At 37.5% G+C, this 26,980-nt stretch carries 20 protein-coding genes and 2 pseudogenes; 19 read left to right on the top strand and 3 right to left on the bottom strand.

Annotated elements, in window-relative coordinates; genetic code table 11:
- Window positions 1-82: 82 nt before the first annotated feature.
- The 15 genes from rfbA to NDQ71_RS09955 all read left to right on the top strand — a co-directional run bounded on the left by rfbA (window position 83) and on the right by NDQ71_RS09955 (window position 15,007).
- Entirely contained in the window at window positions 83-961 is an 879-nt protein-coding gene (rfbA, locus tag NDQ71_RS10025; protein ID WP_301561555.1) for a glucose-1-phosphate thymidylyltransferase RfbA, read from the top strand.
- On the top strand, window positions 958-2,412 hold the full coding sequence (locus tag NDQ71_RS10020; RefSeq protein ID WP_301561554.1) for a lipopolysaccharide biosynthesis protein: 1,455 nt from the start codon (window positions 958-960) through the stop codon (window positions 2,410-2,412). The genes rfbA and NDQ71_RS10020 overlap by 4 nt, the downstream gene beginning before the upstream one ends.
- The gene (locus NDQ71_RS10015) at window positions 2,405-3,496 is read left to right on the top strand and encodes a DegT/DnrJ/EryC1/StrS aminotransferase family protein (protein ID WP_301561553.1); all 1,092 of its coding nucleotides are present in this window, start codon (window positions 2,405-2,407) and stop codon (window positions 3,494-3,496) included. The genes NDQ71_RS10020 and NDQ71_RS10015 overlap by 8 nt, the downstream gene beginning before the upstream one ends.
- Window positions 3,489-3,941: a GNAT family N-acetyltransferase gene (locus tag NDQ71_RS10010; protein ID WP_301561552.1), complete on the top strand. Its 453-nt coding sequence runs from the start codon at window positions 3,489-3,491 to the stop codon at window positions 3,939-3,941. Before NDQ71_RS10015 ends, NDQ71_RS10010 begins: the two co-directional genes overlap by 8 nt.
- Window positions 3,938-4,852, top strand: a complete 915-nt coding sequence (locus tag NDQ71_RS10005; RefSeq protein ID WP_301561551.1) for a 1-aminocyclopropane-1-carboxylate deaminase/D-cysteine desulfhydrase — start codon at window positions 3,938-3,940, stop codon at window positions 4,850-4,852. Before NDQ71_RS10010 ends, NDQ71_RS10005 begins: the two co-directional genes overlap by 4 nt.
- The gene (locus NDQ71_RS10000; RefSeq protein WP_301561550.1) at window positions 4,849-5,856 is read left to right on the top strand and encodes an ATP-grasp domain-containing protein; all 1,008 of its coding nucleotides are present in this window, start codon (window positions 4,849-4,851) and stop codon (window positions 5,854-5,856) included. Before NDQ71_RS10005 ends, NDQ71_RS10000 begins: the two co-directional genes overlap by 4 nt.
- A gap of 1 nt (window position 5,857) precedes the next feature.
- Window positions 5,858-6,904 carry a TDP-N-acetylfucosamine:lipid II N-acetylfucosaminyltransferase gene (locus NDQ71_RS09995; protein ID WP_301561549.1) on the top strand — a complete coding sequence of 349 codons (1,047 nt, stop codon included), beginning with the start codon at window positions 5,858-5,860 and terminating at the stop codon, window positions 6,902-6,904.
- A gap of 174 nt (window positions 6,905-7,078) precedes the next feature.
- Complete coding sequence (locus tag NDQ71_RS09990) at window positions 7,079-8,350, top strand: hypothetical protein (RefSeq protein ID WP_301561548.1); 1,272 nt, start codon at window positions 7,079-7,081, stop codon at window positions 8,348-8,350.
- Window positions 8,351-8,372: 22 nt separating this feature from the next.
- Window positions 8,373-9,521: a glycosyltransferase family 4 protein gene (locus NDQ71_RS09985; RefSeq protein WP_301561547.1), complete on the top strand. Its 1,149-nt coding sequence runs from the start codon at window positions 8,373-8,375 to the stop codon at window positions 9,519-9,521.
- A gap of 1 nt (window position 9,522) precedes the next feature.
- Complete coding sequence (locus NDQ71_RS09980) at window positions 9,523-10,794, top strand: glycosyltransferase family 4 protein (RefSeq protein ID WP_301561546.1); 1,272 nt, start codon at window positions 9,523-9,525, stop codon at window positions 10,792-10,794.
- A complete protein-coding gene (locus NDQ71_RS09975) occupies window positions 10,775-11,386 on the top strand; it encodes a sugar transferase (protein ID WP_301561545.1) in 612 nt (203 codons plus the stop codon). Before NDQ71_RS09980 ends, NDQ71_RS09975 begins: the two co-directional genes overlap by 20 nt.
- Window positions 11,379-12,296, top strand: a complete 918-nt coding sequence (locus tag NDQ71_RS09970; RefSeq protein ID WP_301561544.1) for a 1-aminocyclopropane-1-carboxylate deaminase/D-cysteine desulfhydrase — start codon at window positions 11,379-11,381, stop codon at window positions 12,294-12,296. The genes NDQ71_RS09975 and NDQ71_RS09970 overlap by 8 nt, the downstream gene beginning before the upstream one ends.
- Entirely contained in the window at window positions 12,280-12,810 is a 531-nt protein-coding gene (locus NDQ71_RS09965; protein WP_301561543.1) for a GNAT family protein, read from the top strand. Before NDQ71_RS09970 ends, NDQ71_RS09965 begins: the two co-directional genes overlap by 17 nt.
- Entirely contained in the window at window positions 12,807-13,811 is a 1,005-nt protein-coding gene (locus NDQ71_RS09960; protein ID WP_301561542.1) for an ATP-grasp domain-containing protein, read from the top strand. Before NDQ71_RS09965 ends, NDQ71_RS09960 begins: the two co-directional genes overlap by 4 nt.
- A 20-nt stretch (window positions 13,812-13,831) precedes the next feature.
- Window positions 13,832-15,007: a DegT/DnrJ/EryC1/StrS aminotransferase family protein gene (locus tag NDQ71_RS09955; protein ID WP_301561541.1), complete on the top strand. Its 1,176-nt coding sequence runs from the start codon at window positions 13,832-13,834 to the stop codon at window positions 15,005-15,007.
- Window positions 15,008-16,804: 1,797 nt separating this feature from the next.
- On the opposite strand, the pseudogene NDQ71_RS09950 reads toward NDQ71_RS09955, so the two are convergent.
- From NDQ71_RS09950 to NDQ71_RS09940, 3 genes and pseudogenes are all read right to left on the bottom strand, one after another.
- Window positions 16,805-17,272, bottom strand: a pseudogene (locus tag NDQ71_RS09950) (IS3 family transposase); the annotation flags it as partial.
- A gap of 80 nt (window positions 17,273-17,352) precedes the next feature.
- Entirely contained in the window at window positions 17,353-18,876 is a 1,524-nt protein-coding gene (gene ltrA / locus NDQ71_RS09945) for a group II intron reverse transcriptase/maturase (protein ID WP_192543234.1), read from the bottom strand.
- A gap of 666 nt (window positions 18,877-19,542) precedes the next feature.
- Window positions 19,543-20,243 (bottom strand): annotated as a pseudogene (locus NDQ71_RS09940) (IS3 family transposase); the annotation flags it as partial.
- 306 nt (window positions 20,244-20,549) lie between these two features.
- Here NDQ71_RS09940 and NDQ71_RS09935 point away from each other — a divergent pair.
- The 4 genes from NDQ71_RS09935 (at window position 20,550) to NDQ71_RS09920 (ending at window position 26,814) form a co-directional block, all read left to right on the top strand.
- Window positions 20,550-20,921 carry a GxxExxY protein gene (locus NDQ71_RS09935; protein ID WP_064668748.1) on the top strand — a complete coding sequence of 124 codons (372 nt, stop codon included), beginning with the start codon at window positions 20,550-20,552 and terminating at the stop codon, window positions 20,919-20,921.
- 544 nt (window positions 20,922-21,465) lie between these two features.
- Window positions 21,466-21,837: a GxxExxY protein gene (locus NDQ71_RS09930; protein WP_064668748.1), complete on the top strand. Its 372-nt coding sequence runs from the start codon at window positions 21,466-21,468 to the stop codon at window positions 21,835-21,837.
- Window positions 21,838-22,808: 971 nt separating this feature from the next.
- Entirely contained in the window at window positions 22,809-24,764 is a 1,956-nt protein-coding gene (locus NDQ71_RS09925) for a nucleoside-diphosphate sugar epimerase/dehydratase (RefSeq protein WP_301561540.1), read from the top strand.
- Between the two features lie 883 nt (window positions 24,765-25,647).
- Complete coding sequence (locus NDQ71_RS09920) at window positions 25,648-26,814, top strand: nucleotide sugar dehydrogenase (protein ID WP_301561539.1); 1,167 nt, start codon at window positions 25,648-25,650, stop codon at window positions 26,812-26,814.
- The last annotated feature ends 166 nt before the right edge of the window (window positions 26,815-26,980 follow it).

Here is a 26,980-nt window from a genome sequence, read left to right as displayed (position 1 = left end):
TGAATAGCGAAGAGATAAGTGGGAAGAGTAAAAACACTTCACACTTAACACCTCACACTTCACGCTTTACAGGTGAAACAATATGAAGGGAATAATTCTCGCCGGTGGCTCTGGCACTCGTCTTTACCCTATCACTATGGGTGTATCAAAACAGTTATTGCCAATTTATGATAAGCCGATGGTTTATTATCCGCTATCTGTTTTAATGCTCGCGGGTATTCGTGAAATACTCATTATTACAACCCCTGAAGACTGCGATTCTTTTAAACGTTTGCTGGGTGATGGTTCACAATTTGGTATTGAGCTTAGTTATACGGTACAACCGAGCCCAGATGGGCTAGCACAAGCTTTTATACTTGGTGAAGACTTTATTGGCAATGACGATGTATGCCTAGTATTAGGCGATAACATTTTTTACGGTCAAGGCTTTACTAGTAAGCTTAAGCATGCAGTGCAAAATGCAAAAGAGGGCCAAGGCGCAACAGTATTCGGTTATCAAGTTAAAGATCCTGAGCGTTTTGGCGTAGTTGAATTTGATGAAAATAAAAAAGCGATTTCTATTGAAGAAAAACCCACTAAACCGAAATCGAACTTTGCGGTAACAGGGCTTTACTTTTACGATAATTCAGTTGTAGAACTGGCAAAACAAGTTGAGCCTTCGCATCGCGGTGAGTTAGAAATCACTTGCCTTAATGAAATGTATTTAAAGCAAAATAAGCTTAATGTTGAAATGTTAGGGCGTGGTTTTACATGGCTAGATACAGGGACGCATGAAAGTTTACTTGAAGCAGCACAATTTGTAGAAACCATTGAACGCTGCCAAGGCTATAAAATAGCGTGTTTAGAGGAAGTTGCGTTTAACAATGGCTGGCTAACGGCTGACGAGGTGGCAGTAAAAGCTAAGCTAATGGCTAAAAATGGCTATGGTGGCTATTTAGCGGATTTATTGAAAAATATATGAAATCCTCTACAAATGCTTTGAAATGGAGCGCTATTGAGCGATTAGCTACTCAAGCCATTCAATTGATAGTTATGTTGTTTCTGGCAAGGTTGTTAGGGCCAAATGCATTTGGCTTAGTGGGTATGTTAGCCGTGTTTATAGCCATAAGCCAGGTTTTCACCGATAGTGGTTTTACGGCTGCTTTGATTCGCTATACAGAACGCAAGGAAGCGGATTTCTCAACAGCCTTTTACTTTAATATCTTAGTTGGTTTATTTTGTTACTTAATTCTCTTTTTTGCGGCACCTAGTGTCGCTAAATTTTATGAACAGCCTGAATTAGTTAATTTAATGAGGGTGCTTGCATTAACTATTGTTATAAATAGTTTTGCAATTGTACAAAGAACTAAGTTAACTATTGCTATGGATTTTAAAACACAGGCTAAAGCGTCATTACTCAGCGTTGTTATCAGCAGTGGGGTGGCCTTGTATATGGCTGAACTAGACTACGGTGTGTGGGCTTTGGTAGGTCAGGCATTATCGAATGCGCTGCTTTTGGTTATCTTATTAAATGTTTTTCATCCTTGGTTGCCAAAAACGGGGTTTAGTAAAAAGTCTTTTAATTACTTATTTGGTTTTGGTTCTAAGTTATTAGCTGCATCACTCATTGACACTGTATTCAAAAACATTTACCAAATTATAATTGGTAAGCAATTTAGTGCGACTCAAGTTGGTTTGTTTACTCAAGCGAATCAATTATCTCTAATGCCTGCAATGACAATGACTACAGTAATACAGCGTGTTACTTACCCCATGCTAAGCAATATTCAGAATGATGTTAATAAGTTTGAAGAAACGTATCTACTAACACTACGACTTGCTGCGTTGGTCGTGTTCCCTCTAATGGCGGGATTGAGCATTTCAGCAGAGCCATTTATTAATGTGGTACTTGGAGCCAAGTGGTTACCTGCGGCAGAATTACTTACTATTTTGAGTTTGGCTTTTATGCTTTACCCAATTCATGCAATAAATTTAAATTTGCTGAAAGTCAAAGGTCGCTCAGATATATTTTTAAAATTAGAGATTATTAAAAAAAGCTTAATAACAGTTATGCTAGTTATTACTATACCCCTAGGGGTCAAAGCTATGTGTATTGGCTTATTAATCCATTCGTTCATTGCGTTTTTTATTAATTCTTTTTATACAGGTCGGTTTAGTCGTTTAAAAACAACTAAACAGTTGGTCGCATTACTCCCCATTTGGGGTTGTGTAATATTTAGTGGGTTACTTACTTATATTGTATCTTGGTATGTGGCAACAAACTATATCTCAAACCCAGCCGTTCACTTAGGTATTAACCTAACTGTGATGCCTCTGATTTACTTAGTTTTAATTCGTTGGACAGCAAACGATTTATATACACAAATTTTACATGTGATTTTTAGAAAAAAGGTTGAATTAAAAAATGGATAAAATAACAGTCACTTCACCACTGTTACCGCCTTTAGATGAATTAACCCCCTATCTTGAAGATATTTGGCAACGTAAATGGTTAACTAATAGCGGCCATTACCATCAACAGCTTGAAGATGAGCTATGCAACTACCTTGATGTACCTTATATAAGTTTGTTTTCTAACGGGACATTGGCACTTATAACCGCTTTGCAGTCGCTAGAACTGACGGGGGAAGTAATTACAACGCCTTACACATTTGTCGCAACCGCTCATGCAATAAAGTGGAATAACCTAACCCCGGTTTTTGTTGATATTGACCCTACTACATTTAATATCGATCCGGCAAAAATTGAAGCGGCTATAACCGAGAAAACTTCGGCTATTTTGCCTGTTCACGTGTATGGTACGCCGTGTAATGATGCTGCAATTGACGCGATCGCTCAAAAACATGGCTTAAAAGTTATTTATGATGCTGCTCATGCATTTGCAGTAAAACAAAACAATCAGTCAGTGCTAAATTATGGTGATTTATCTATTTTAAGTTTTCATGCAACCAAGGCCTACTCGACTATAGAAGGCGGAGCGGTTGTTTGTAAAACGCTAGAACAAAAGCAAAGGTTAGATCAATTAAAAAACTTTGGCTTTGAGTCTGAAACACAAATAAGTGTTTGTGGAATGAATGCAAAACTCAACGAAGTACAAGCTGCTTTTGGGCTTGTTGCTTTAACCAAAATTGACGAGTCAATAGCTAAACGTAAACTCATTGCCAACAACTATGATAAGGTATTTAGTAACATAGCTGGTATTAAAACACTTGATAATAACCCTACCCTAGAATTGAACTATTCATATTACCCTATTTTAATTAACGAAGCAGAGTTTGGTTTAAATCGTGATGAGTTACTTGAAAAGCTGCAGGCTAATAACATTCTTGCTCGACGTTATTTTTACCCATTAGTAACCCAGTTTGAGCTTTATAAGGACTACGTTAGCAGTACTCCTAATGCTAAATCAATTTCAGAGCAAGTATTGTGTATACCCATTCATAATGCTTTAGCAGAAGAAGAGCAAATGAAAGTTATAGAGGTTATTTGTGGTTAATTTATTAAATGAGGGCGACTTTACACCCTTTTTTAAGCTTTTAAACGAAGTTGATGCTGACTTTTCACCTACATTGTCATCACGAGTCAACTTAGAGCAATATGCTTTAAAGTTACTAAAGGTTGCAACTGTTTTTGGAGTATATAAGCAGAACCAGTTGGTGGGTGCAATCGCTGTGTATATGAACGATCTAGAGAGTAAAATAGCCTTTTGTCCATTTATTGCTATATTACCAAACTCTAGGGGCCAGGGGTTAAGTCAACGATTACTTGAACTTGCTATTGCAGAATTAAAATCTAAGCAATTTAATAGCCTATCACTCACCGTTAGAGCCGATAGCCCCGCTAGTTATTTATATAAAAAAGTGGGGTTTAAAGTTATTAATGAATTTAATTATGAAAATAGTTGCATTAAAGGTTTAAAAATGGAATTAGAGTTATTATGAGGTTAACAGCAACGCCACTAATAAAAATTAGCTATTTGGGTGTGAACCTGTTCGTAAAACGAGATGATTTATACCCCATTTCTGGTGGTGGTAATAAAGGTCGTAAAGCGGAATATATTTTAGCTAAATGCATAGCTGACGGTTGTAATGCAGTTGTAACCTGTGGAGGTGCACAATCAAACCACGTAAGAGCCACAGCAATACGTTGTAAAGAGTTGGGTATTACATGCACAATAGTGATCCACGCCTCTGAGCCGAGTGAGTCTAATGGTAATCTCAAATTATTGCAGCTGCTTGGTGTCAAAATAGTCTATTGTGACATGGCTGATGTTGCAAAAGTAATGGACGCTGAAATGGCTGAGCATGCAAAGCAAGGCTTAAAGCCATTTTATATTTGGGGGGGCGGGCATTGTTTAGAGGGCACGCAAGCATTTTACGATGCTGCATTTGAAGCGCACGCACAAGCTAAGCAACACTTTGATTTTGTTTTTCATGCAAGTGGTACTGGTGCAACCCAAGCTGGGTTACATGTAGGATTTAAAAAAATAAATTTAGCGACTCAGGTTATTGGTATTAGTGTTGCTCGGCAAAACCCTCGCGGCACAGAGGCGATCAGCCATTCTGTTTTAGAGTTCGTTAAAGAAAACGGGTTAGATACTCAACTATCAGAAAATATAATATTTGATGATAAATTTATTGCAGGGGGGTATGAAAAAACTCACCCTGAGCAGTTAAATGTAATTAAAAGCGTGGCTGAACAGACTGGAATCATACTCGATCCCACATACTCAGGTAAGGGATGGTATGGTATGCAACAGTATATTAAAAGTGGAAAAGTGAAGCCGGGTAGTAATGTACTTTTTTGGCACACTGGTGGATTATTGAACTTAATGGCGACTAAGCAAATATGAATATATTATTAACCTCAGTAGGGCGCAGAAGCTACCTCGTTAACTATTTTAAAGATGCACTCAAACCGTTAAACGGTAAAGTATTTGCTGCAAATAGCATAGAAACATATGCATTACAACAAGCGGATGCGTTTACATTAACACCACAAATATACTCGGCTGAATACATAGATTTTTTAATTGACTACTGTATAAAAAATAAAATTACAGTGCTTATTTCACTTTTTGATATCGACTTACCTATATTAGCTAAAAACAAACAGCGTTTTAAAGACATTGGTGTTGATGTTATTGTTTCTGACCCCGAAGTGATTGATATTTGTAATGACAAATGGAAAACCTATCAGTTTTTAATTCAGCATAATATCAATACACCGACAACCTATATCTCATTTGCAGAGGCTGTTACAGCCCTTAATAATACAGAGCTTGCATACCCTGTCATTATTAAACCGCGTTGGGGTATGGGCTCAATTGGTATTTATAAAGCCGATAATTTAGAAGAGCTGAAAGTACTTTATAAAAAGGTACGCAATGAAATTGAATCATCTTATTTAAAATTTGAGTCGAGCGCCGATATCGACCAAGCAATATTAATTCAGCAGTGCATTACCAGTGATGAATACGGTATTGAAGTTGTTAATGACCTACAAAAAAACTACGTAACAACATTTTGCAAGAAAAAGTTGGCTATGCGCTCAGGTGAAACAGATCAAGCTATCACCATCAAAAATGATAAATTGTCAGCAATTGGACAACGTTTATCATCAGCATTAGGTCATAGTGCTATTCTAGATTCTGATTGCTTAGAAATAAATAATGAGTTTTATGTGCTAGAGCTTAACGCACGATTTGGCGGTCAGTACCCATTTTCACATTTGGCGGGGGCTAATATCCCTAAGCAAATAGTCGATTGGTGTACAGGTTTAAAAACTAATCAAGAGTTGACGACAATTAATACTGACATTTTATGTAGTAAAGATATAAAACCGGTAAGGTTGTGATGTGAAAAAAATTTTGCATGTGTGTACTGATCAGAAATTTATAGACTTTGCGATCACTAATTTTAATACTATTGACAATGTACAAAACGATTTTTTTGTAATCGCAAAAAATGAGTTAAAATACGTAAAAAATGAAAATGTTACTGTCGAATCAAGGTGGTCATTCTTAGTTAAACTTCTTCTTGGTAAGTTTAAAAATCACGATGCTGTCATTTTTCATTCATTAGGTAATCAATTTAAATTATTTATAAAATTTTTACCCAAAAAATTGAAAATTTGTTGGATTGGTTTTGGTTTTGATTATTATGACTACAGTAAGTTAATTAAAGGGTATGCAGAAAAAAAAGGAGTTAAATATGTTATAGAAAAATATATATTGAACTCATCATATCAACGAATAAATTATTTTTGTCCTGTTTTAGAAAGTGAGTTTGAAGAGGCTTCAACACGATTAAGGTTAAATGCGCAATATTTAGATTGGAATTATGGCTCTTCTGATAAAATTGTTGATAAGTTGAAAAATGATTACGTTGATGGTGATTCTATATTGCTGGGAAATAGCGCATCTGAAACAAATAATCATCTCGAAATAATTGATGAGTTAGTTAAATTAAATGAGACGCGAGAAATCATCGTACCATTATCGTATGGTAATAGTAACTATGCTGAAATGATCATTGCTAAGTTAAAATCTACTTCATTGAACTACACAGTACTAAGGGATTTTTTAACCCAGGAAGAATATTTTTCTATTCTTAAGCGTTGCGCTTTTGTCATTATGAATCATAAAAGACAACAAGCGGCTGGCAATATTCTTATTATGTTATCATTAGGTGCTAAAGTAATACTAGATAAGGAAAATCCATTACATTCATATTTTAAACAGTTCGGTTTTAAAATTTTTGAAAAAACTGAATTAAAATCTAATTTGTTTTCTGCTCTACTGGAAAAGGATATGACTATTAATAAAAAGCTAAGTGTTGAGAATTTTAACCCTGATGTTTCGAAGGGAAAAACGGAAAGACTTGTTTTTGCTTTGGTTTCTTGAGCTTTTTTATAAAGTTAAATCTTTAATTATCTCAGTTTTTTATTTTTATAGGTTTTATGTTTTTTTATTGCATTGATGAGTGTTTGAATGAAAGGACGTTGTTTTGATTGGGGTAAATAAGGTTAAGTATCATTCTTATTTTCCATATTGAAATTTTTTATTCGGGGTTGCTAGTTGTTTTATAAAAATAATAATGTTTCTAGAGTTGGTAATGAAATTGGTTTTTTATTACTTTTAGTACTTATATTGCCACTATTTCCAAGTGAAGCAAGAGCCTCTAGCTATAACGTCAACTTTGCTATTTTAATCTTGTTATTACCATTTTCAGCTGGCTTGCTTAAACTTGGTTTTATTAAGTTGGCTAATATCTACTTGTTCTTCCTTCCGATGCAAATCGCTCTGATTTTGACTGCTTTCTTTACTATAGAACAAGTAGATGTAACAATGAGTTATATAATAAGTATGCTTAGGCCTACATATTTGTTTTTGGTCTTTTCTATTTTTTTAGGGTGTATGCTGCCTATAAAGTCGATAGATGATTTTGATATTATATTTAAAAAGCTTAATTCTTTTTTAACTGTAATTATAGTTTCAGGGCTTTGTTTAGCTTTACTTGAAGTCTTTTGGGGTATAACTGCATTTCAAGCTTTATTATATAAAAGAACAACGATAGCGTCATTGGATGATTATATAACTACTTTCTTTTCTACTTCCTATCATAGTGGATTTTTCTTTTTTAGCTTGTTGGTTCTCACTATTCCAGCCTTTCATTATAAATCTAACGTTATTAAATTTTTCATTTGGGCCGGAGTCGTAATTGTTGCTGTTTTATCACAAAGCAAACCCATAATATTAAGTGTATTAATCCTAGTAACATATTTTTGTTTTTTTAAAAAAGCTAAGTTAAAGTTTGTTATATTTTTTAGTGTTGTATTATTAACCTTGGGATATTCATTAATAAAGCAGCTTGCATTAGTGATATCTAATTTTTTCTATAATGATTCTATAGCAGCAAGAGGTATTATTAGGTTGTTAGATGAATCAGAAGAGTCGGGTAGCTTGTCTGTCCGGGTAGACCAGATTATAGAAAGTATTAGTGCTGTTTCTCATAACTACTATTTATTTGGAGCTGGGGCAGGTCGTGACCTTTATTTAGAGTCTTGGCCAGCTGAGGTGATCTATAGATATGGTTTCATTATTTTTCCATTTATATTTTTCTTGTATATTTATACTTTATATAAGCTTGGAGAAGTTAGCGTTACTTTTGAAAAGCAAAGCCACTATCGTTTATCATCCTTAGCAAAAACACTATTTTTCTGGATCTTGCTTCTACCTTTAACTCAGTTTAGTGGGTTGATGATTGAGGAGGGAAAACTGACTGTTATTAGTATGTTCTTGATTGCCATGATTGTTAAGCTATTACAAGTTTCAAAGAGTTTTAGGTAAGTAGATCAATGTGGAAAATATTATGAAGTCTGTATTACATATATCTAATGATTATTCAGGTTCTACAGTTTATAAAAATCTTGTTCAAGAACTTGATGAACTCGGAATAAAGCAAATTGTTTATCACCCTCTGCGTGATTTGAATCGAGTTGGCGTTAACTCTGTTGAATTAACGGATAGTAATTCTGAAATAATTTACTCACCTATACTTAACTGGCATGTTGATCGAGTTTTTTATCCTTATAAAATTTATAAAATTTATAAGGATATTCAGAAGAGAGTGGACTTTTCTAAAATTGATTTGATTCATGCTCATACCTGGTATAGCGATGGTGGGGTCGCGTATTTTTTATCAAAGAAATACAATATTCCTTTTGTATGTGCAATAAGAAGCACTGATTTAAATGTCTTCCATGAAAAGCTTTTTTATCTTAGACCTTTTGGAATTAAAATAATTAAAGCTGCTAAAAGTTTGTTTTTAATCTCTGAGTCTTATAAGAATAAACTATTAAAAGAACCATCTCTTAAAAGAGTTAAAGCCACTTTAAATAGGAAATTAAATGTTATACCTAATGGCGTAGATAGGTATTGGCTAGAAGATATAAAAAAAATAAATAATAGAAGTGGTGAAATTAAATATGAAAATAGAATTGATTTAATTTATGTGGGTACTTTTATTCCGAGAAAAAATTTACTGCTTATCCAGCAGGCAGTAATTGCTATAAATAAAGAGTTTTCTACGCTTTCTGTTCATCTGAACATCGTAGGAGGGGGAGGGAAACATGAAGAACAAGTTTTTGAACTTGTAAAACAGTTTCCTTGCTACTTTACTTATCACGGTAAAGTTTATGATAAAGATGTATTAAGGGGGCTATATCGAAAATGTAGCTTTTTTGTAATGCCCTCTTCTCGTGAAACATTTGGTTTAGTTTATGTGGAAGCTATGACACAGGGATTACCGATATTATATACCCAAGGTGAAGGAATTGATGGGTTTTATAGTGATAATATTGGCGAGAAGATTTCAATACCGACGGTTGATGAGATTAAAAGTAAAATTATTAAAATGATTGAAAATAAAAATAATTATTCGATCCCGTTGAATTTGATAGAAAAAAATCATAATTGGGCTGAAATAGCCAAAAAGTACATTGATATCTATAGGGACTAATATGAAAATTATTTACCTACACCAATATTTTAATACGCCATCAATGAGTGGTGGTACTCGATCGTATGAGATGGCAAGACGTTTAGTTGCTGCTGGCCATGAGGTTCATATGATTACCTCTTTTCGAGATGAAGAGTGTGATGAAAATGATTGGTTTACTACCAATGAAGCTGGTATTAACGTTCATTGGTTACCTGTTCCGTATACAAATAAGCTATCTTACCAAAAGCGTATTAAAGCATTTTTTAGTTTTGCTTATAAAGCCATGAGTAAAGCAAAAAGCATTGATGGCGATGTTATTTTTGCTACGAGTACCCCTTTAACAATTGCTTTGCCAGGTGTATTTGCAGCGAAAAGTAAAAATATTCCAATGGTGTTTGAAGTTAGAGATTTGTGGCCTGAACTACCGATTGCTATAGGCGCATTACAAAATCCTGTAACCCGTTGGCTCGCTTATAAATTAGAAAAGTGGGCATACACCCATTCTGAAGCTGTGATTGCTCTCTCTCCGGGTATGAAAGAAGGTGTTGTAAAAACAGGGTATCCTGCCAGTAATGTAGCGGTAATTCCTAATAGTAGTGATAATAAAGAGTTTTTATATAGTGAAACGGCTGCCGCAGAGTTTAGAGCTAAGCGTTCATGGCTAGGTGACCGTCCACTGCTAGTATACACAGGGACATTTGGAAAAATAAATGGCGTGGCGTATATGGTTGAGCTTGCCCAAGCATTATTAGTTATTAACCCTGAAATACGTATATTACTTGTTGGTAGCGGTTTTGATAAAGAGTTAGTAGAGCAGCGAGCGCAAGAGTGTGGTGTTCTAGGTGTAAATTTATTTATGGAAAGCCGTTTACCAAAGAAAGAAATGCCTGCATTACTCTCAGCAGCGAACATGTCTGCTTGTTTATTTGTAGATATGCCTGAAATGCAACCTAATTCGGCCAACAAATTTTTTGATGCGTTGGCATCAGGAACACCCGTGTTACTTAATTATGGTGGATGGATGCATGAGTTAGTGCAAAATCATGAATGTGGTTTAGCCATGTGGCGCAAACCCATAACTGATGTTGCAAACACCGTCGCTGATGTTTTAAGTAATCCACAGTGGCTAAACGAGGCTAGTAATGCAGCTCGCGCTCTTGCAGAGCAAGAGTTTGACCGTGATAAACTCGCATTACAATTTATGAGCGTTATTGAAGCCGCTGTTGAAAATAAAGCCGCATTGGCAGCATCCATTGCACCAGGAGAATATAATGTTAAAGCGGACGATTGATTTTTTATTTGCTTTATTTGCTTTATTTACTTTACTACCCGTTTTCATTGTTGTTGCAATATTAGTTCGAGTAAAACTAGGTTCTCCGATTTTATTCTCGCAACAAAGGCCGGGTCTAAATGGTAAAATATTTAGAATGTACAAATTTAGAAGTATGACTGATGAGCGAGATGAATCTGGCGCATTACTACCGGATAAAGTTAGATTAACAAAATTTGGTAGCTTTTTGAGGAGTTCGAGCTTAGATGAATTGCCTGGTTTATGGAATATCTTAAAAGGGGATATGAGCTTAGTTGGCCCTAGACCGTTATTAGTTGAATATTTAGAGTACTACACTGAACGAGAGCAGTTACGCCACTCTCTTAGACCAGGTTTAACCGGATTAGCTCAAGTTTCTGGTCGTAATAATTTAGCGTGGGATGAGCGATTAGAAATTGATGTAGAATACGTTCAGAATCAGAGTTTTTTTTTAGATTTAAAAATTCTTTATTTAACATTTATAAAAGTGATTAAAAAAGAAGATGTTGTAGTCGTTCCTTCATCAAAGTTTGGCAAATTGAGTGATGAAAGGAGTAAAAATAACAATGCATAACTCGCCAGAGTGCTCGTTTAATCTTTCATTAAATGACTGCACGTTTAAAATAAAGCGTGATGATTTATTACCTGATTTTATGGGAGGTAATAAGGTTCGTAAGAATAGTTATATTTTAAACTCATTGCCTTGCTTACCTGATGTCATTATTACTAATGGTGGCGCAGAATCTAACCATGCTCGAGTTTGTGCATTAATGGCAGCTCGTTTAGGCATTAAGTGCCACCTTGTGTTGCATGGTGAAGAAGATAAGTCTGATTATTTCCACGGTAATAAGTTTTTTATTGAATCTACTAACACCGAAATAAACTATGTAAATAGTCATGAAATAGCGCGAACAATAGAAATTGCAGAAAAAAAATATAAGTCGCAAGAGCTTGATGTGTTTGTAATACCTGGTGGTGGGCATTCTCTGGATGGTGCAAGGGCTTATATTGCGGCAGTAGATGAATTAGCAGAAGAGCCTGATTATATTATTTTCCCTAGTGGTACTGGGGCTACTCATGCTGGTTTACTGGCTGGAGTGAAGAAAAAAAATTGGAAAACTCAAGTAATAGGCATTTCTATCGCTAGGCAAGCGGAGCGTGGTGTAGCAGCTATTGATGAATTATATGCACCTCTGTGTGCTGAGCTTAACATTCAGCATAATGTTGATGAGATTATTTTTTTAGATGAGTTCACTTTTGGCGGATATGCTAAATATGATGCTGAGTTAATTAAATTTATACGAGAACTTACCAGCCAAACCGGTGTGCCATTTGACCCTGTTTATTCAGGGAAAGCTCTGTACGGCCTTACCCAATTACTTGAACAATCAAGGATTCCTGCTAAGAGCAAGGTGCTTTTTTGGCATACCGGCGGTTTATTGAATTTACAGTCAGCTAGGAAAGTTTATGATACAAATATCTAATGATCTTTTTTATCGAAAAATCGAACGTTCAGACTTAGTGCATCGAGTTGCGTGGATCAATAACCCTGAAATTAACAGTACGCTTACTTTTGTTACACCGGTTAGTTTGGCATCAACCGAAAAGTGGTTTGAATCAACAATTACAGATAATAGTAAATTAAATTTGAGCTTCTTCCTTAAAGAAAACGATGAGTATATCCCATTAGGTTTTGGTGGTTTTATTGGCATAGATAGAAATAATCGCAGAGCAGAACTATTTATTACTATAGGAAATAAGACGTACCAAGGAAGAGGTTTAGGCAAAAAAATAGTTACATTTTTAATCAGGTTTGGTTTTTCTGAGTTGAATTTACGAAAAATTTATTTAACGACATTAGAGAATAATGAGCGAGCAAAAAAATTGTATGAAGCGTGTGGCTTTGTTCAAGATGGCAAATTAAGACAGCATTTTTATCATCAAGGTCGATATCTAGATTGTTACCATATGTCATTATTAAGGAATGATGTTGAATGAAAAATATATTATTTACCTGCGTAGGCCGTAGAAAGTATTTAGTAGATTACTTTAAAGGTGAATTAGCAAATAATGGGAAAGTTGTTGGGGTTGACATGTCAGCAACGGCTCCAGCTTTAGCTGGCTGTGATAAGTGGCATTTAGTACCAAGTGTATACGATACAAGTTATATAGAACGCTTATTAGAAGTATGTAAGTTAGAAGGTATTGATGCTCTTATTTCGTTAAATGATATGGAGCTACCTATTCTAGCAAAGCATCGCTCTTTATTTGAAAGTGCAGGTGTCACCCTCGTTTTAGCTAACGATAATGCAATTGATATATGTTCTGATAAATATAAAACTTATTTATTCTGTAAAGAAAATAATATTCCCGTGCCAGCTAGTTTTGTAAACTTATCAAGTGCTTTAGCTTCGATTAATGCAAAGTCGCTCGATTTTCCTCTTATCGTTAAGCCTAGATGGGGATCAGCTTCTTTTGGATTGTATGTGGTTGAAAATGAAGAAGAGCTTGTAGAAGCTTACAATACTTGCAAAAAAGCATTAAGTAATTCATATCTGGCACAATTTAAAGAATCAAATGATGATGTTTTAATCCAAGAGTATATTAAAGGGAAAGAATACGGTTTAGATATTTTTAACGATATGAATGGTCAGTATCGTGGTGTTGTTTGTAAAGAAAAGTTATCTATGAGGGCTGGAGAAACCGATAAAGCAGTGACTGTAGATGCGAGTCGTTTTTCTGGTTTTGCTACTACCATTGGTGAAAGCTTAAAGCATGTTGGTAATATGGATTGCGACTTTTTAGAAAAAGATGGGCAGCTTTATTTACTTGAATTAAATCCACGATTTGGAGGGGGATATCCTTTTTCTCATGAAGCTGGCGCTAATTTAGTTAAAGCCCTTTTACTTTCCCTTATGAATCGTAATGATGAAATTGTTGTCAATTACGATATAAATAAAACATTTGCTAAATGCGATACAATCGTAGCTGCACGTTAGTTAATAAGAGTGAATATTCAATGTTAAATACCCCATTTTCTCCTTGGCCTAGCTTCACTACTGATGAGGCAGATGCTGTAAGTCGTGTCGTTTTATCAAATAAAGTTAATTATTGGACCGGCACTGAAGGTCGCGAATTTGAAAAAGAGTTTGCTAGTTGGGCAGATAGCGATTACGCAATCGCACTTGGTAATGGCACTTTAGCGCTTGATATAGCGCTTAAAGCGTTAAATATAGGGGCGGGTGATGAAGTAATTACTACACCACGTACTTTTTTAGCGTCTGCCTCAAGTATTGTTACTGCTGGCGCAGCCCCTGTATTTGCTGATGTTGACCTAAACAGCCAAGCCATTACTGCTGAATCTATTAAAGCCGTACTTACGCCAAAAACTAAAGCGGTCATTGTAGTGCACTTAGCGGGTATGCCTGCTGAAATGGACGACATAATGGCACTCAGTAAAGAACATGGCTTTTATGTAATTGAAGATTGCGCACAAGCTCATGGTGCAAAATATAAAGGTAAATCGGTTGGTAGTATTGGCCACATTGGCGCATGGAGTTTTTGCCAAGATAAAATTATGACCACTGGCGGCGAAGGCGGCATGGTAACCACTAACTCAAAAGAGTTATGGTCAAAAATGTGGAGTTATAAAGATCATGGCAAAAGCTTTGATGCAATTTATAATCGCGAACACCCACCAGGGTTTAGATGGTTACACGAAAGCTTTGGCACCAACTGGCGCATGACTGAGATGCAAGCGGTACTTGGTCGTATTCAACTAACCCGCATGAACGATTGGACAGCAAAACGCCAAGCCTATGGTGCACAACTTGATCAAGCGGCGAGTGGTTTTGATTGTATTCGTTTAGTTGAAGTTCCTAACTACATTGAACACGCAGAATACAAACATTATATGTTTATTAAGCCTGAACAATTGGCCTCTGGCTGGGATCGCGACCGCATAGTTAATGCCATTGTAGATCGCGGCGTGCCGTGTTTTCAGGGGAGCTGTTCAGAGGTTTACTTAGAAAAAGCATTTGATAACACCCCATGGCGTCCTGAAAAACGTCTTCCTAATGCTGTGGAACTTGGCGAAACATCAATCATGTTTTTGGTTCACCCTACACTTACTGTTGCAGAAATTGCAAAAACAACAGAGGTAATGAAAGAAGTTTTTCAGTTAGCGAGTAAGTAAAAGGTAACTAGGTTCTAGGGAAGATATTAGGTGCTAGGGAAGATACTAGGTGCTAGGTTAAGAAATAGGTACTAGATTCTAGGGAACTGACTAGGGGCTAGGAAGTGACTGGGTGCTAGAAGAAGTCTAGGAAACTAAGGATGGTAATTTTTATGCAATTTGAAAAACTGGATGTTTGGAAAAGAGCTTCTCGGTGATAAAAAATTAAATAAGTCAATTCACCACAGAGGCCACGAAGAGCACAGAGGTAGAGATTAAAGAGCTAATAGATTTATTTTTTGGTCTTAACTCAGTGTAGCGCGAAGCGCCTCGGTGCGCTCGGTGGTAAAAATTGTTTTAAGTGATTTATTCACAAAGAGGTTAAGAGGGCGCTGCGCTTTAGAGGAAAAGAAAAGGCGCTAGGTTCTAGGGAAGTGACTAGGAGCTAGGCTTAACTTTACTTTCTCGGTGTAGCGCGAAGCGCCTCGGTGCTCTCGGTGGTAAAATTTTTTAGTGATTTATTCACCACAGAGGCCACGAAGAGCACAGAGGTAGAGATTAGAGACCTAACAAATCCATATTTACTTTTTATTTGGGTTTTCTTTGTGTAGCGAAGCGCCTCGGTGTTCTCGGTGGTAAAAAATTAAATAAGTTCATTCACCACAGAGGCCACGAAGAGCACAGAGGTAGAGATTAGAGACCTAACAAATCCATATTTACTTTTTATTGGGGTTTTCTCTGTGTAGCGAAGCGCCTCGGTGTTCTCGGTGGTAAAAAATTAAATAAGTCAATTCACCACAGAGGCCACGAAGAGCACAGAGGTAGAGATTAGAGACCTAACAAATCCATATTTACTTTTTATTTGGGTTTTCTCTGTGTAGCGAAGCGCCTCGGTATTCTCGGTGATAAAAAATTAAATAAGTCAATTCACCACAGAGGCCACGAAGAGCACAGAGGTAGAGATTAGAGACCTAACAAATCCATATTTACTTTTTATTGGGGTTTTCTCTGTGTAGCGAAGCGCCTCGGTGTTCTCGGTGATAAAAAATTAAATAAGTTCATTCACCACAGAGGCCACGAAGAGCACAGAGGAAACAAAAGAGATTCATTTTATATGTATTCTCTCTTCTCTGTGTAGCAAAGCGCCTCGGTGCCCTCGGTGGTAAAAAATTAAGTAAACTAATTCACCACAGAGGCCACGAAGAGCACAGAGGTAGAGATTAGAGACCTAACAAATCCATATTTACTTTTTATTTGGGTTTTCTCTGTGTAGCGAAGCGCCTCGGTATTCTCGGTGATAAAAAATTAAATAAGTCAATTCACCACAGAGGCCACGAAGAGCACAGAGGTAGAGATTAGAGACCTAACAAATCCATATTTACTTTTTATTTGGGTTTTCTCTGTGTAGCGAAGCGCCTCGGTGTTCTCGGTGGTAAAAAATTAAATAAGTTCATTCACCACAGAGGCCACGAAGAGCACAGAGGTAGAGATTAGAGACCTAACAAATCCATATTTACTTTTTATTGGGGTTTTCTCTGTGTAGCGAAGCGCCTCGGTATTCTCGGTGGTAAAAAATTAAATAAGTTCATTCACCACAGAGGCCACGAAGAGCACAGAGGTAGAGATTAAAGAGCTAATAGATTTATTTTTTGGCCTTATCTCGGTGTAGCGAAGCGTCTCGGTGCTCGGTGGTAAAAAATTAAATAAGTCAATTCACCACAGAGGCCACGAAGAGCACAGAGGTAGAGATTAGAGACCTAACAAATCCATATTTACTTTTTATTGGGGTTGTAATGGTCAACAAATTCTGTAGAGATTCTAAGCGGCATTTTTTAATTCATTATATTTCTGATGTGGCGTCATATAATTAAGCGTAGAATGCCTACGTTTGTAATTGTAAAACTGAATATAATTGTCCACCTCACTTATAACTGAATGATGATTTATAAATGACAGGCGATTCAGTCGCTCTGTTTTTAAACTTCTAAAAAATCGCTCCATTACTGCATTATCCCAACAATTACCTCGACGACTCATACTTTGCGTTATAGTTAGTTGTGATAACCGAGCTCTAAACGAGGCCGCAGAATACTGACACCCCTGATCGGAATGAAACATCAGTTGATTAAGAACCGGCTGTTGACGCTTAATAGCATTATTCAATGCTGCTATAGCCAATTCAGCATTTGGGCTTGTTGATAAGGCATACCCTACAACTTCCCTCGTTGATAAGTCTAACACACAGGCCAAGTAGCTCCACCCTTGATGGTTCCTGAGTAGAGTAAGAGGCAGAGCGTAGTCGAACTATTTCTCTGCTTCTCCTCTCCGAACCGTACGTGCACCTTTCAGCGCATACGGCTCTCCGCTTAATTGTGGCTAACAGCCATTGCAACATCGTTATAGCGAGACGTGACGGTGTTTCTAATTTCATCTCTAAGATATGGGTTTGATTCGGGTAATCGCCATCGAAATTGTAATTTAGGACTACTCACTAACCTAAATAGTGATGCACCACATAAATTACCGCGATTACTTTCACCAAACAACACCCATGTCGTTGCCTGATTTGGCGTTGGCCGTTTGATCCATTTCATCATTAATGACTTAATAGAGCAGCGATATTTCCTCGCCAACCACTTAGCAAGTTTCCAGAAAATAATACGATCAATTTTACTGTAAACTTTAGCGGTATAATCAGTGTGTCGATAAAATTGTGACCAGCCCTTAAGTTTACGATTGAGCTGTTCAACTTTGTCTATCTTGCTACAACTATGATCTCCTGATAAAGCTTGGCTCAATGAATGAGAAAATGCTTTAGCTTTACCATGTGGAATACCAGACACCACACGCATATTACCTTTTGGTCCACGCTTTCGAATAATCCTATGTCCAAGGAAGATAAACCCATCATTTACATGGGTAATATGGGTTTTCTCCATATTAAGCGTAAGTTTTAGCTTACCTTCAAGGAAGTTTCGACACTGATCACGAATTGCTTCTGCTTGTTGTTTATTACCTTTGACAATCACGAGAAAATCATCGGCATAACGACAATAAGCAACCGCAGGGTTCCATTGTCTATTTTCCTTTAGTGCAATACTGCGCTTATCTTGAATAGTACGATTCCAGTACCAACGATTTTTACGTGCTTTCTTGCCTAAGTAACATTTATCCAAATACTGATCAAACTCGTTGAGCATGATATTTGATAGCAGTGGAGAAATAACACCACCTTGTGGTACACCTTCGCTTGTAGCACAGAATAAATTACGTTCAATGTGACCTGCCTTTATAAATCGCCAAAGTAATTTATTGAATCTCTGGCAACTAATACGCTTTCGCACACATTTCATTAATAATTGATGGTGAACTGTATCAAAGTAACTTGATAGATCTCCTTCAATTACCCAACGTCCCCTCGACTCATTTGCATCAGTTAGCTGTAGCTTAACTGTACGAATGGCATGATGAACGCTTCGCTCAGGTCTAAAACCATAAGATAATGAATGAAAGTCATTTTCCCATATTGGTTCCATCGCCATGAGCATGGCACGTTGCACTATCCTGTCTCTTAAGGTTGGTATACCTAAAGGGCGTTGCTTCCCATTGGCTTTAGGAATATAAATTCTTCTGGCAGGCATAGGTTGATAATTACCTGAGAGTAAATCATCTCTGATTTCATCTAGGTAGTCATTCAGATTAGCCTGTAAATGAATTTTCGTTATCCCATCAATGCCAGGTGTTTTGGCCCCCTTTGAAGAAAGCGTTACCTCGGCCGCTTGGCAAAGCCATTGCGGGTGACTGATAAGGCGCAGTAATCGATTAACGCGATGCGTTTTATCGGTTGCTGTCCATGTTGCTAATTTACGTTGCATTTCACTGATTATCAAAGGTCTTCACCCCATTAAGGTCAGATAATTTGCTCACGCAAATCAATTAAACTGCGCCCCTTCGCCATGTAATGGGCTTTCCCCATCTCGGACTACTACGAACGCTCCGCCAACTTGCGTGTCATCGGGGTCTTGCTCCCTTAACATTCACTGCAAGCCTTCCTCGGTTCACCTATTTGAACTCAAACATATTGGGGGGGATGCCGATCGCAGTCTTTAACCTTATCGTGCTGTAAGGTGATGATACTCAAACGCTTAAATTGTGACGTAAACTTTTGTCCATTAATAGATGCATATTTGTCATCTACTAAATCGAATAGAATGCACCTACCTATAACACTCTATTAGTATCATACTGCCTATTAATTCGTGTAGGCAGTGGCGACATTTCAGCCCACAGATGCGGGTTAATCGGTTCATGTTCTTCATCCGTCCAATACTCAGTCTAGAGAAGCATCTTGGCTTAACGAATTCGCCTCACTTCCCGTTGTCAGCAGGTTACGTCACCTCATTAGCATACAATGAGTCACCGCTGCCCAGACTCAACTACTTGCACAACCAAGTAGCGACGCAAATTAGCTAGCTTCTGCTATTTAATTTACGCATTTCAAATAGACTTGTAGTTCATTAAAGCAATCCTTGCTAGTGCTGAACTCCGAGCACACTATAGGTAATATCACCGACCCAATGCGTGTTATGTGAATCAGGGTTAAACTCTCGTTTTAAGAGGTTCTGTGCGTACTTATGTTCATCACCTGAGTTAGGGTAGTAATGTTTTTTCTTCGGCCTGATGGCTTTTATATTCAACTTTTTCATCAGTGCCGCTGTTTTATATATTCCAATCGTATGATTTAACGCATTCAGTTCAACGTTCACTCTGCGTCTACCATACGTATAACCAGAATCGTCAGCGATAGATTTAATTAACTCCAGCAGTGCCTGCTCTGACTTATTTGGCGCGACGGGCGCATAGTAATAACTACTTGTACTGACTTCTAAAGCACGACACAACTCAGATACCGTATAGCTTGGGGTCGCTTTCTTCAACGCTTTAATTACTTTAAATTTTGATTGTCGCGAATGAAGAAAGCGGTGGCTTTTTTTAATATATCATTATCCCTTAAAGCTCGCTGTAGCTGCTTCTCTAGCAATTGAATACGTTGCTGTTCTGGTGTGAGTGCTTGTACATTTCCCGGGCTCTTACCATCTAGCTCAGATAGATATTGTTGCTTCCAACGTGATACTGCTGACTTTCCTGCGCCAGACATCTCTTCAATTTGCTTATTGGTATAACCTTCTTCTACCATTAATTTGGCATATTCAAGTTTTTGTTGTGCACTGAGTGTTACTTTTGATTTTCTGGTCATAGTGATACCTTTTGGGTTTAGCTCATTTTACGCTATAAACCTGTCCAGTTTCATTAGACCATTACAGGTTTTCTCTGTGTAGCGAAGCGTCTCGGTGCTCGGTGGTAAAAAATTAAATAAGTCAATTCACCACAGAGGCCACGAAGAGCACAGAGGTAGAGATTAAAGAGCTAATAGATTTATTTTTTGGCCTTATCTCGGTGTAGCGAAGCGCCTCGGTGTTCTCGGTGGTAAAACTATTTTATGTAACTTATTCACTTTCAGGACAATAAAGTGAATAAGTGATCGCTAAAGCTAAGGAAGGCCATGACATCAGATATCATCACACAAAAAGTAATCGGTTGTGCTATTGAAGTTCATAGGCAACTTGGGCCTGGCTTATTAGAGTCAAGCTATGAAAATTGCTTAATTTACGAATTACAACAAATAGGTATAAAAGCTGTAAGTCAAATTGAACTTCCAGTTAGTTATAAAGGTATGAAGATAGATGCAGGCTATAGGCTAGATATCTTGATTCCAGACCTGCTTATAATCGAATTGAAAGCGATTGACAAACTAGCACCAATTCATTCTGCTCAGTTGATTACTTATTTAAAATTAAGCGGTATTAAAACTGGTTTATTGATTAATTTTAATGTCACAAAATTAGTTGATGGTATTAAGCGCATTAGTGTGTAGTGAGGCAAAATGAGATCATCGCAGAGGAAACTAAAACTCTTTATAATTAACTTCTCTGTGTAGTGAAGCGTCTCGGTGTTCTCAGTGGTAAAATATTTTTAGTGATTTATCTACCACAAAGGTAGATGTTAGAGATTTAATAGATAAGTTTTATCTAGCCCTCCTTTGTGTAGCGAAGCGCCTCGGTGTGCTCGGTGGTGAAAACTTCTTTAGTGATTATTCACCACGGAGGTCACGAAGAGCACAGAGGTAGAGATTAGAGAGCTAACAAATCCATATTTACTTTTTATTGGGGTTTTCTCTGTGTAGCGAAGCGCCTCGGTGTTCTCGGTGGTAAAAAATTAAATAAGTCAATTCACCACAGAGGCCACGAAGAGCACAGAGGTAGAGATTAGAGACCTAACAAATCCATATTTACTTTTTATTGGGGTTTTCTCTGTGTAGCGAAGCGCCTCGGTATTCTCGGTGGTAAAACTATTTTATGTAACTTATTCACTTTCAGGACAATAAAGTGAATAAGTGATCGCTAAAGCTAAGGAAGGCCATGACATCAGATATCATCACACAAAAAGTAATAGGTTGTGCTATTGAAGTTCATAGGCAACTTGGGCCTGGCTTATTAGAGTCAAGCTATGAAAATTGCTTAATTTACGAATTACAACAAATAGGTATAAAAGCTGTAAGTCAAATTGAACTTCCAGTTAGTTATAAAGGTATGAAGATAGATGCAGGCTATAGGCTAGATATCTTGATTCCAGACCTGCTTATAATCGAATTGAAAGCGATTGACAAACTAGCACCAATTCATTCTGCTCAGTTGATTACTTATTTAAAATTAAGCGGTATTAAAACTGGTTTATTGATTAATTTTAATGTCACAAAATTAGTTGATGGTATTAAGCGCATTAGTGTGTAGTGAGGCAAAATGAGATCATCGCAGAGGAAACTAAAACTCTTTATAATTAACTTCTCTGTGTAGTGAAGCGTCTCGGTGGTAAAAAATTAAATAAGTTAATTCACCACATAGGGCAAGAGGAGAGCTGAGGCAAAGAGCTAATAGATTAACTTTTACCTAGTTCCTCTGTGTAGCGAAGCGCCTCTGTGTTCTCGGTGGTAAGAAATTAAGTAAGCTCACCACAGAGGCCACGGAGAGCACAGAGGTAGAGATTAGAGAGCTAATAGGTTTATACTTTCTTTTGTTAGTATTTCCTCTGTGCAGCGAAGCGCCTCGGTGTTCTCAGTGGTAAAATATTTTTAGTGATTTATCTACCACAAAGGTAGATGTTAGAGATTTAATAGATAAGTTTTATCTAGCCCTCCTTTGTGTAGCGAAGCGCCTCGGTGTGCTCGGTGGTGAAAACTTCTTTAGTGATTATTCACCACGGAGGTCACGAAGAGCACAGAGGTAGAGATTAGAGAGCTAATACAGCTAATAGGTTTATACTTTCTTTTGTTAGTATTTCCTCTGTGCAGCGAAGCGCCTCGGTGTGCTCGGTGGTAAAAAATTAAATAAGTTAATTCACCACAGAGGTGACGAATAGCACAGAGATAGAGATTACCTTAATTTATTTAGTGCTAATGTAATGGTTATACAGAAAGGGCTTTGTTAAAGAGCTAGAGCCTGATTATGATATTGGTAGCTCCTAGCTCCTAGCTCCTAGCTCCTAGCTCCTAGCTCCTAGCTCCTAGCAATAATTACATTAAAAAACAATAACTAATTATTATGTATTAGTTTGTGGCAGCGAATGGGGTTATCAGCTATAATTCATAAAATTTTAACAATCGTTAAGCTTGCTGTCAGGTTCGCCTGATAGCATGATGCCACTGCTATGAGCAAAATTTTAATACAATCTGCATTACGTCGAATGCAAAAAAAGGGAACTTGTTGTGGATAATTACATTCGCTCTATATTAAATGCATCGCGCGCAACAAAACGCGCCATTACCTTATTTATTGATTCGTTATTTATTATTTCAGCCTTTTGGCTTGCCTTAATTGTTCGCTTAGATAGTTTAGCGCCATTTAGCAAAGCCGATAATTGGTTGTTACTTGCCTTGTTAGTACCTATTAGCCTTTTCGCATTTATTAATCTTGGTTTATATCGTGCCGTATTGCGCTATATGAACTCGCAAGCGTTGTGGGCTATTGTTTTAGGCACTTTTATCACAACTGTTAGTTTGGTGTTGCTTGCCTTTTTTATGGGTATTGAAATCCCCCGTACTATGCCTTTTATTTTTGCTTGGCTGTGCTTACTCACTGTAGGTGGAGCACGTATTTTGGTACGTGCAATGATAGGTAAACTTACTACGGCTAATAAAGAGTCGGTTATTATTTATGGTGCCGGTTCTGCGGGTAGGCAATTGGCGACTGCTCTTGGTGCAGGACCAGAGTATTATGTAAGGGCCTTTATTGATGACGACGAAACCAAACAAGGTTCTATTATTCAAGGTATTCCGGTTGTATGTTTTAAAGGCATTTATGAGCTTATAAATAAACGTAAAGTCTCTAAAGTATTATTGGCGTTGCCCAGTGAAAGCCGTGCTCGCCGTAAACAGATACTTGCGCAACTTGAGCCGCTAACGGTTAAGGTTTTATCTATTCCTGGTATGGCCGATGTGGTAGAGGGCAAAGCGCAGCTTTCTGAATTTAGGGAAGTTGAAATAGAAGACTTGCTAGGCCGTGACCCAGTTACACCTAAACCTGAATTAATGGCTGCTAATATTACCGGTAAAATAGTGATGGTGACTGGCGCCGGAGGCTCTATTGGATCGGAGCTTTGTCGGCAGATTGTAAAGCAGAAACCTAAAAAATTAGTGCTGTTTGAGCTAAGTGAATTCGCTTTATATGCAATTGAAAAAGAGCTATGCGAGTATATTCAGCATAATCAGTTGAACGTTAAGCTAATCCCTTTGATGGGGTCCGTGCAGCGTATTAATCGAATAGAAACTGCTATGATTACCTTTAGTGTACAAACGGTTTATCACGCAGCTGCCTATAAACATGTGCCGCTGGTTGAGCATAATGTAGTTGAAGGCGTACGTAATAATGTATTTGGTACTTACTACGCTGCCAAAGCTGCAGTAAATGCTAAAGTTGAAACCTTTGTACTTATATCGACCGATAAAGCAGTACGACCCACCAATGTAATGGGCGCCACTAAGCGAATGGCTGAACTGTGCTTGCAAGGCTTGGCGCAAAACAAAGTTAAAGGTAAGCATACCACTCGTTTTTGCATGGTACGCTTTGGTAATGTGCTTGGCTCATCTGGCTCTGTGGTGCCGTTATTTCGCCGCCAAATTAAAGAGGGTGGCCCAATTACCCTGACTCACCCTGATATTACTCGTTTTTTTATGACTATTCCCGAGGCCGCACAATTAGTTATTCAAGCGGGCTCTATGGGTAAAGGGGGCGACGTATTTGTACTCGACATGGGTGAGTCGGTTAAAATAAAAGACCTAGCCAGTAAGATGATCCGCTTATCGGGTTTTGAGGTTAAGGACGAAAACAACCCTCATGGTGATATTGAAATTAAATGTACTGGCCTTCGTCCTGGTGAAAAACTTTATGAAGAGCTGCTAATAGGCGATAACGTGGGCGAAACGTCGCACGAGCGTATAATGACCGCTAGCGAAGTGATGTTACCACTACCTGAACTAAATGTGTTTTTAGAAGCTTTTGATATTGCTTGTCATAATTTTGATCATGAAATGATCAGACAATTACTGCTTGATGCACCAACTGGTTTTAATCCAACTGATGGTATTTGTGATTTGGTTTGGAATGCTAAGAAAAACCAACCAGTGGTCGGTGATGAAGCCAAAGTTGTGAATATTAAAGGGTAAAGGTACTAGGAAGACAAAGGTTCTAGGTTCTAGGAAAACACAGGTTGTAGACTTAACTTTACTTTCTCGGTGTAGCGCGAAGCGCCTCGGTGCTCTCGGTGGTAAAAATGGTTTTAAATGATTAATTCACCACAGAGTTCGCTAAGAGCACAGAGGTAGAGATTAAAGAGCTAATAGATTTATTTTTTGGCCTTAACTCAGTGTAGCGCGAAGCGCCTCGGTGCGCTCGGTGGTAAAAATTGTTTAAGTGATTTATTCACCACAGAGAGCACCGAGTTCATAGAGGAAAGATTAAAGAATCTAGGGGCTAGAGAAGTTACTAGGTACTTGGTCTAAGCATTTCTTCTCGGTGTGGCGCGAAGCGTCTCGGTGCGCTCGGTGGTAAAATTTTTTAGTGATTTATTCACCACAGAGTTCGCTAAGAGCACAGAGGTAGAGATTAAAGAGCTAATAGATTTATTTTTTGGCCTTATCTCGGTGTAGCGAAGCGCCTCGGTGCGCTCGGTGGTAAAATTTTTTAGTGATTCATTCACCACAGAGAACACGAAGAGCACAGAGTTCGCTAAGAGCACAGAGGTAGAGATTAAAGAGCTAATAGATTTATTTTTTGGTCTTAACTCAGTGTAGCGCGAAGCGCCTCGGTGCTCGGTGGTAAAAATTGTTTTAAGTAATTTATTCACAAAGAGGTTAAGAGGGCGCTGCGCTTTAGAGGAAAAGAAAAGGCGCTAGGTTCTAGGGAAGTGACTAGGAGCTTGGTGCCTGTGGTTTTTCTTCTCATTGGCTTCTCTTTGTGCAAATTACGGTTACTAAATAAATGGCTTTAGTGCTAAGCGTAATGAGCTTAGGCTTGGAAGCAAAATATAGAAGTTTAAGGAATTTTAAAATGAAAATTGCTGTTGTTGGTACAGGGTATGTTGGCCTGTCTAATGCTATGTTGCTTGCGCAACACAATCAAGTTGTTGCGCTTGATATAGACGAAAATAAAGTCGCACTTTTGAAAGACAAGCAATCACCGATTGTTGATGTTGAGATAAGTGATTTTTTACAAAATAAGCAGTTAAATTTTACCGCGACCACAAATAAAGAGTCAGCATTGGTTGGTGCTGAATTTGTAATTATTGCAACGCCTACCGATTACGACCCTGAAACAAACTACTTTAATACCAATAGTGTTGAGTCGGTTATTAAAGATGTGATGAAAATTAACCCAACGGCTACCATGGTTATTAAATCAACCGTGCCAGTTGGGTATACGCAGTCGGTTAAAGAAAAGTTTGGCACTGATAATGTAATATTTTCGCCAGAATTTTTACGTGAAGGTAAAGCGCTTCACGATAACTTGTATCCATCGCGTATTATTGTTGGGGAGCAAAGTGAACGAGCTAAAACGTTCGCTAATTTACTGGCGCAAGGTGCGATAAAGCAAGATATTGAGATTCTGTTTACTGACTCTACAGAAGCCGAAGCAATCAAGTTATTCTCAAATACTTATCTTGCAATGCGTGTTGCTTACTTTAATGAGCTTGATAGCTATGCCGAAAGCCATGGTTTAAACGCGAAGCAGATTATTCAAGGGGTAAGTTTAGACCCACGTATTGGTAGTCATTATAATAATCCTTCATTTGGTTATGGCGGTTATTGTTTACCAAAAGATACCAAGCAGTTGTTAGCTAATTATAAAGATGTGCCAAATAATATGATTGGTGCCATTGTTGATGCTAATACGACTCGTAAAGACTTCATCGCAGATTCAATCATCAAGCGCAGCCCTAAAGTGGTTGGCGTATATCGATTAGTAATGAAAACAGGGTCTGACAATTTTAGAGCATCTGCAATCCAAGGTATTATGAAGCGCATTAAAGCTAAAGGGATTGAAGTAGTAGTCTATGAGCCAGCTTTAAAAGAAGAAGCGTTTTTTAATTCAAGAGTTATTAGAGATTTAAATGAGTTTAAAGCACTGGCAGATGTGATTGTGTCAAATCGTCAGGCTGATGAACTAAACGATGTGGCTGATAAAGTGTATACCCGCGACTTGTTTGGTAGTGATTAAATAATCGTTAAAGGTTAAAGGTTAAAGGTTAAAGGTTAAAGGTTAAAGGTTAAAGGTTAAAGGTTAAAGGTTAAAGGTTAAAGGTTAAAGGTTAAGGTGCTAGGAAGATAAAGGTACTAGGGAAGTTACTAGGACCTATAACCTATAACCTAGTACCTATGTTTTA

The organism is Pseudoalteromonas sp. KG3 (assembly GCF_030436385.1).
GTDB lineage: Bacteria > Pseudomonadota > Gammaproteobacteria > Enterobacterales > Alteromonadaceae > Pseudoalteromonas > Pseudoalteromonas prydzensis.
Note: the sequence above shows the minus strand (reverse complement) of the source record. Positions and strands in the feature narration are given on the sequence as shown.

Bases quoted from the DNA above. Each gene is read 5' to 3' on its own strand.
- NDQ71_RS09930 (WP_064668748.1), top strand. From the start codon at position 21,466: ATGACATCAGATATCATCACACAAAAAGTAATAGGTTGTGCTATTGAA.
- NDQ71_RS10015 (WP_301561553.1), top strand. From the start codon at position 2,405: ATGGATAAAATAACAGTCACTTCACCACTGTTACCGCCTTTAGATGAA.
- NDQ71_RS09985 (WP_301561547.1), top strand. From the start codon at position 8,373: ATGAAGTCTGTATTACATATATCTAATGATTATTCAGGTTCTACAGTT.
- NDQ71_RS09955 (WP_301561541.1), top strand. From the start codon at position 13,832: ATGTTAAATACCCCATTTTCTCCTTGGCCTAGCTTCACTACTGATGAG.
- NDQ71_RS10020 (WP_301561554.1), top strand. From the start codon at position 958: ATGAAATCCTCTACAAATGCTTTGAAATGGAGCGCTATTGAGCGATTA.
- NDQ71_RS09960 (WP_301561542.1), top strand. From the start codon at position 12,807: ATGAAAAATATATTATTTACCTGCGTAGGCCGTAGAAAGTATTTAGTA.
- NDQ71_RS10000 (WP_301561550.1), top strand. From the start codon at position 4,849: ATGAATATATTATTAACCTCAGTAGGGCGCAGAAGCTACCTCGTTAAC.
- NDQ71_RS09965 (WP_301561543.1), top strand. From the start codon at position 12,280: ATGATACAAATATCTAATGATCTTTTTTATCGAAAAATCGAACGTTCA.
- rfbA (WP_301561555.1), top strand. From the start codon at position 83: ATGAAGGGAATAATTCTCGCCGGTGGCTCTGGCACTCGTCTTTACCCT.
- NDQ71_RS09920 (WP_301561539.1), top strand. From the start codon at position 25,648: ATGAAAATTGCTGTTGTTGGTACAGGGTATGTTGGCCTGTCTAATGCT.
- NDQ71_RS10005 (WP_301561551.1), top strand. From the start codon at position 3,938: ATGAGGTTAACAGCAACGCCACTAATAAAAATTAGCTATTTGGGTGTG.
- NDQ71_RS09935 (WP_064668748.1), top strand. From the start codon at position 20,550: ATGACATCAGATATCATCACACAAAAAGTAATCGGTTGTGCTATTGAA.
- NDQ71_RS09975 (WP_301561545.1), top strand. From the start codon at position 10,775: ATGTTAAAGCGGACGATTGATTTTTTATTTGCTTTATTTGCTTTATTT.
- NDQ71_RS09980 (WP_301561546.1), top strand. From the start codon at position 9,523: ATGAAAATTATTTACCTACACCAATATTTTAATACGCCATCAATGAGT.
- NDQ71_RS09970 (WP_301561544.1), top strand. From the start codon at position 11,379: ATGCATAACTCGCCAGAGTGCTCGTTTAATCTTTCATTAAATGACTGC.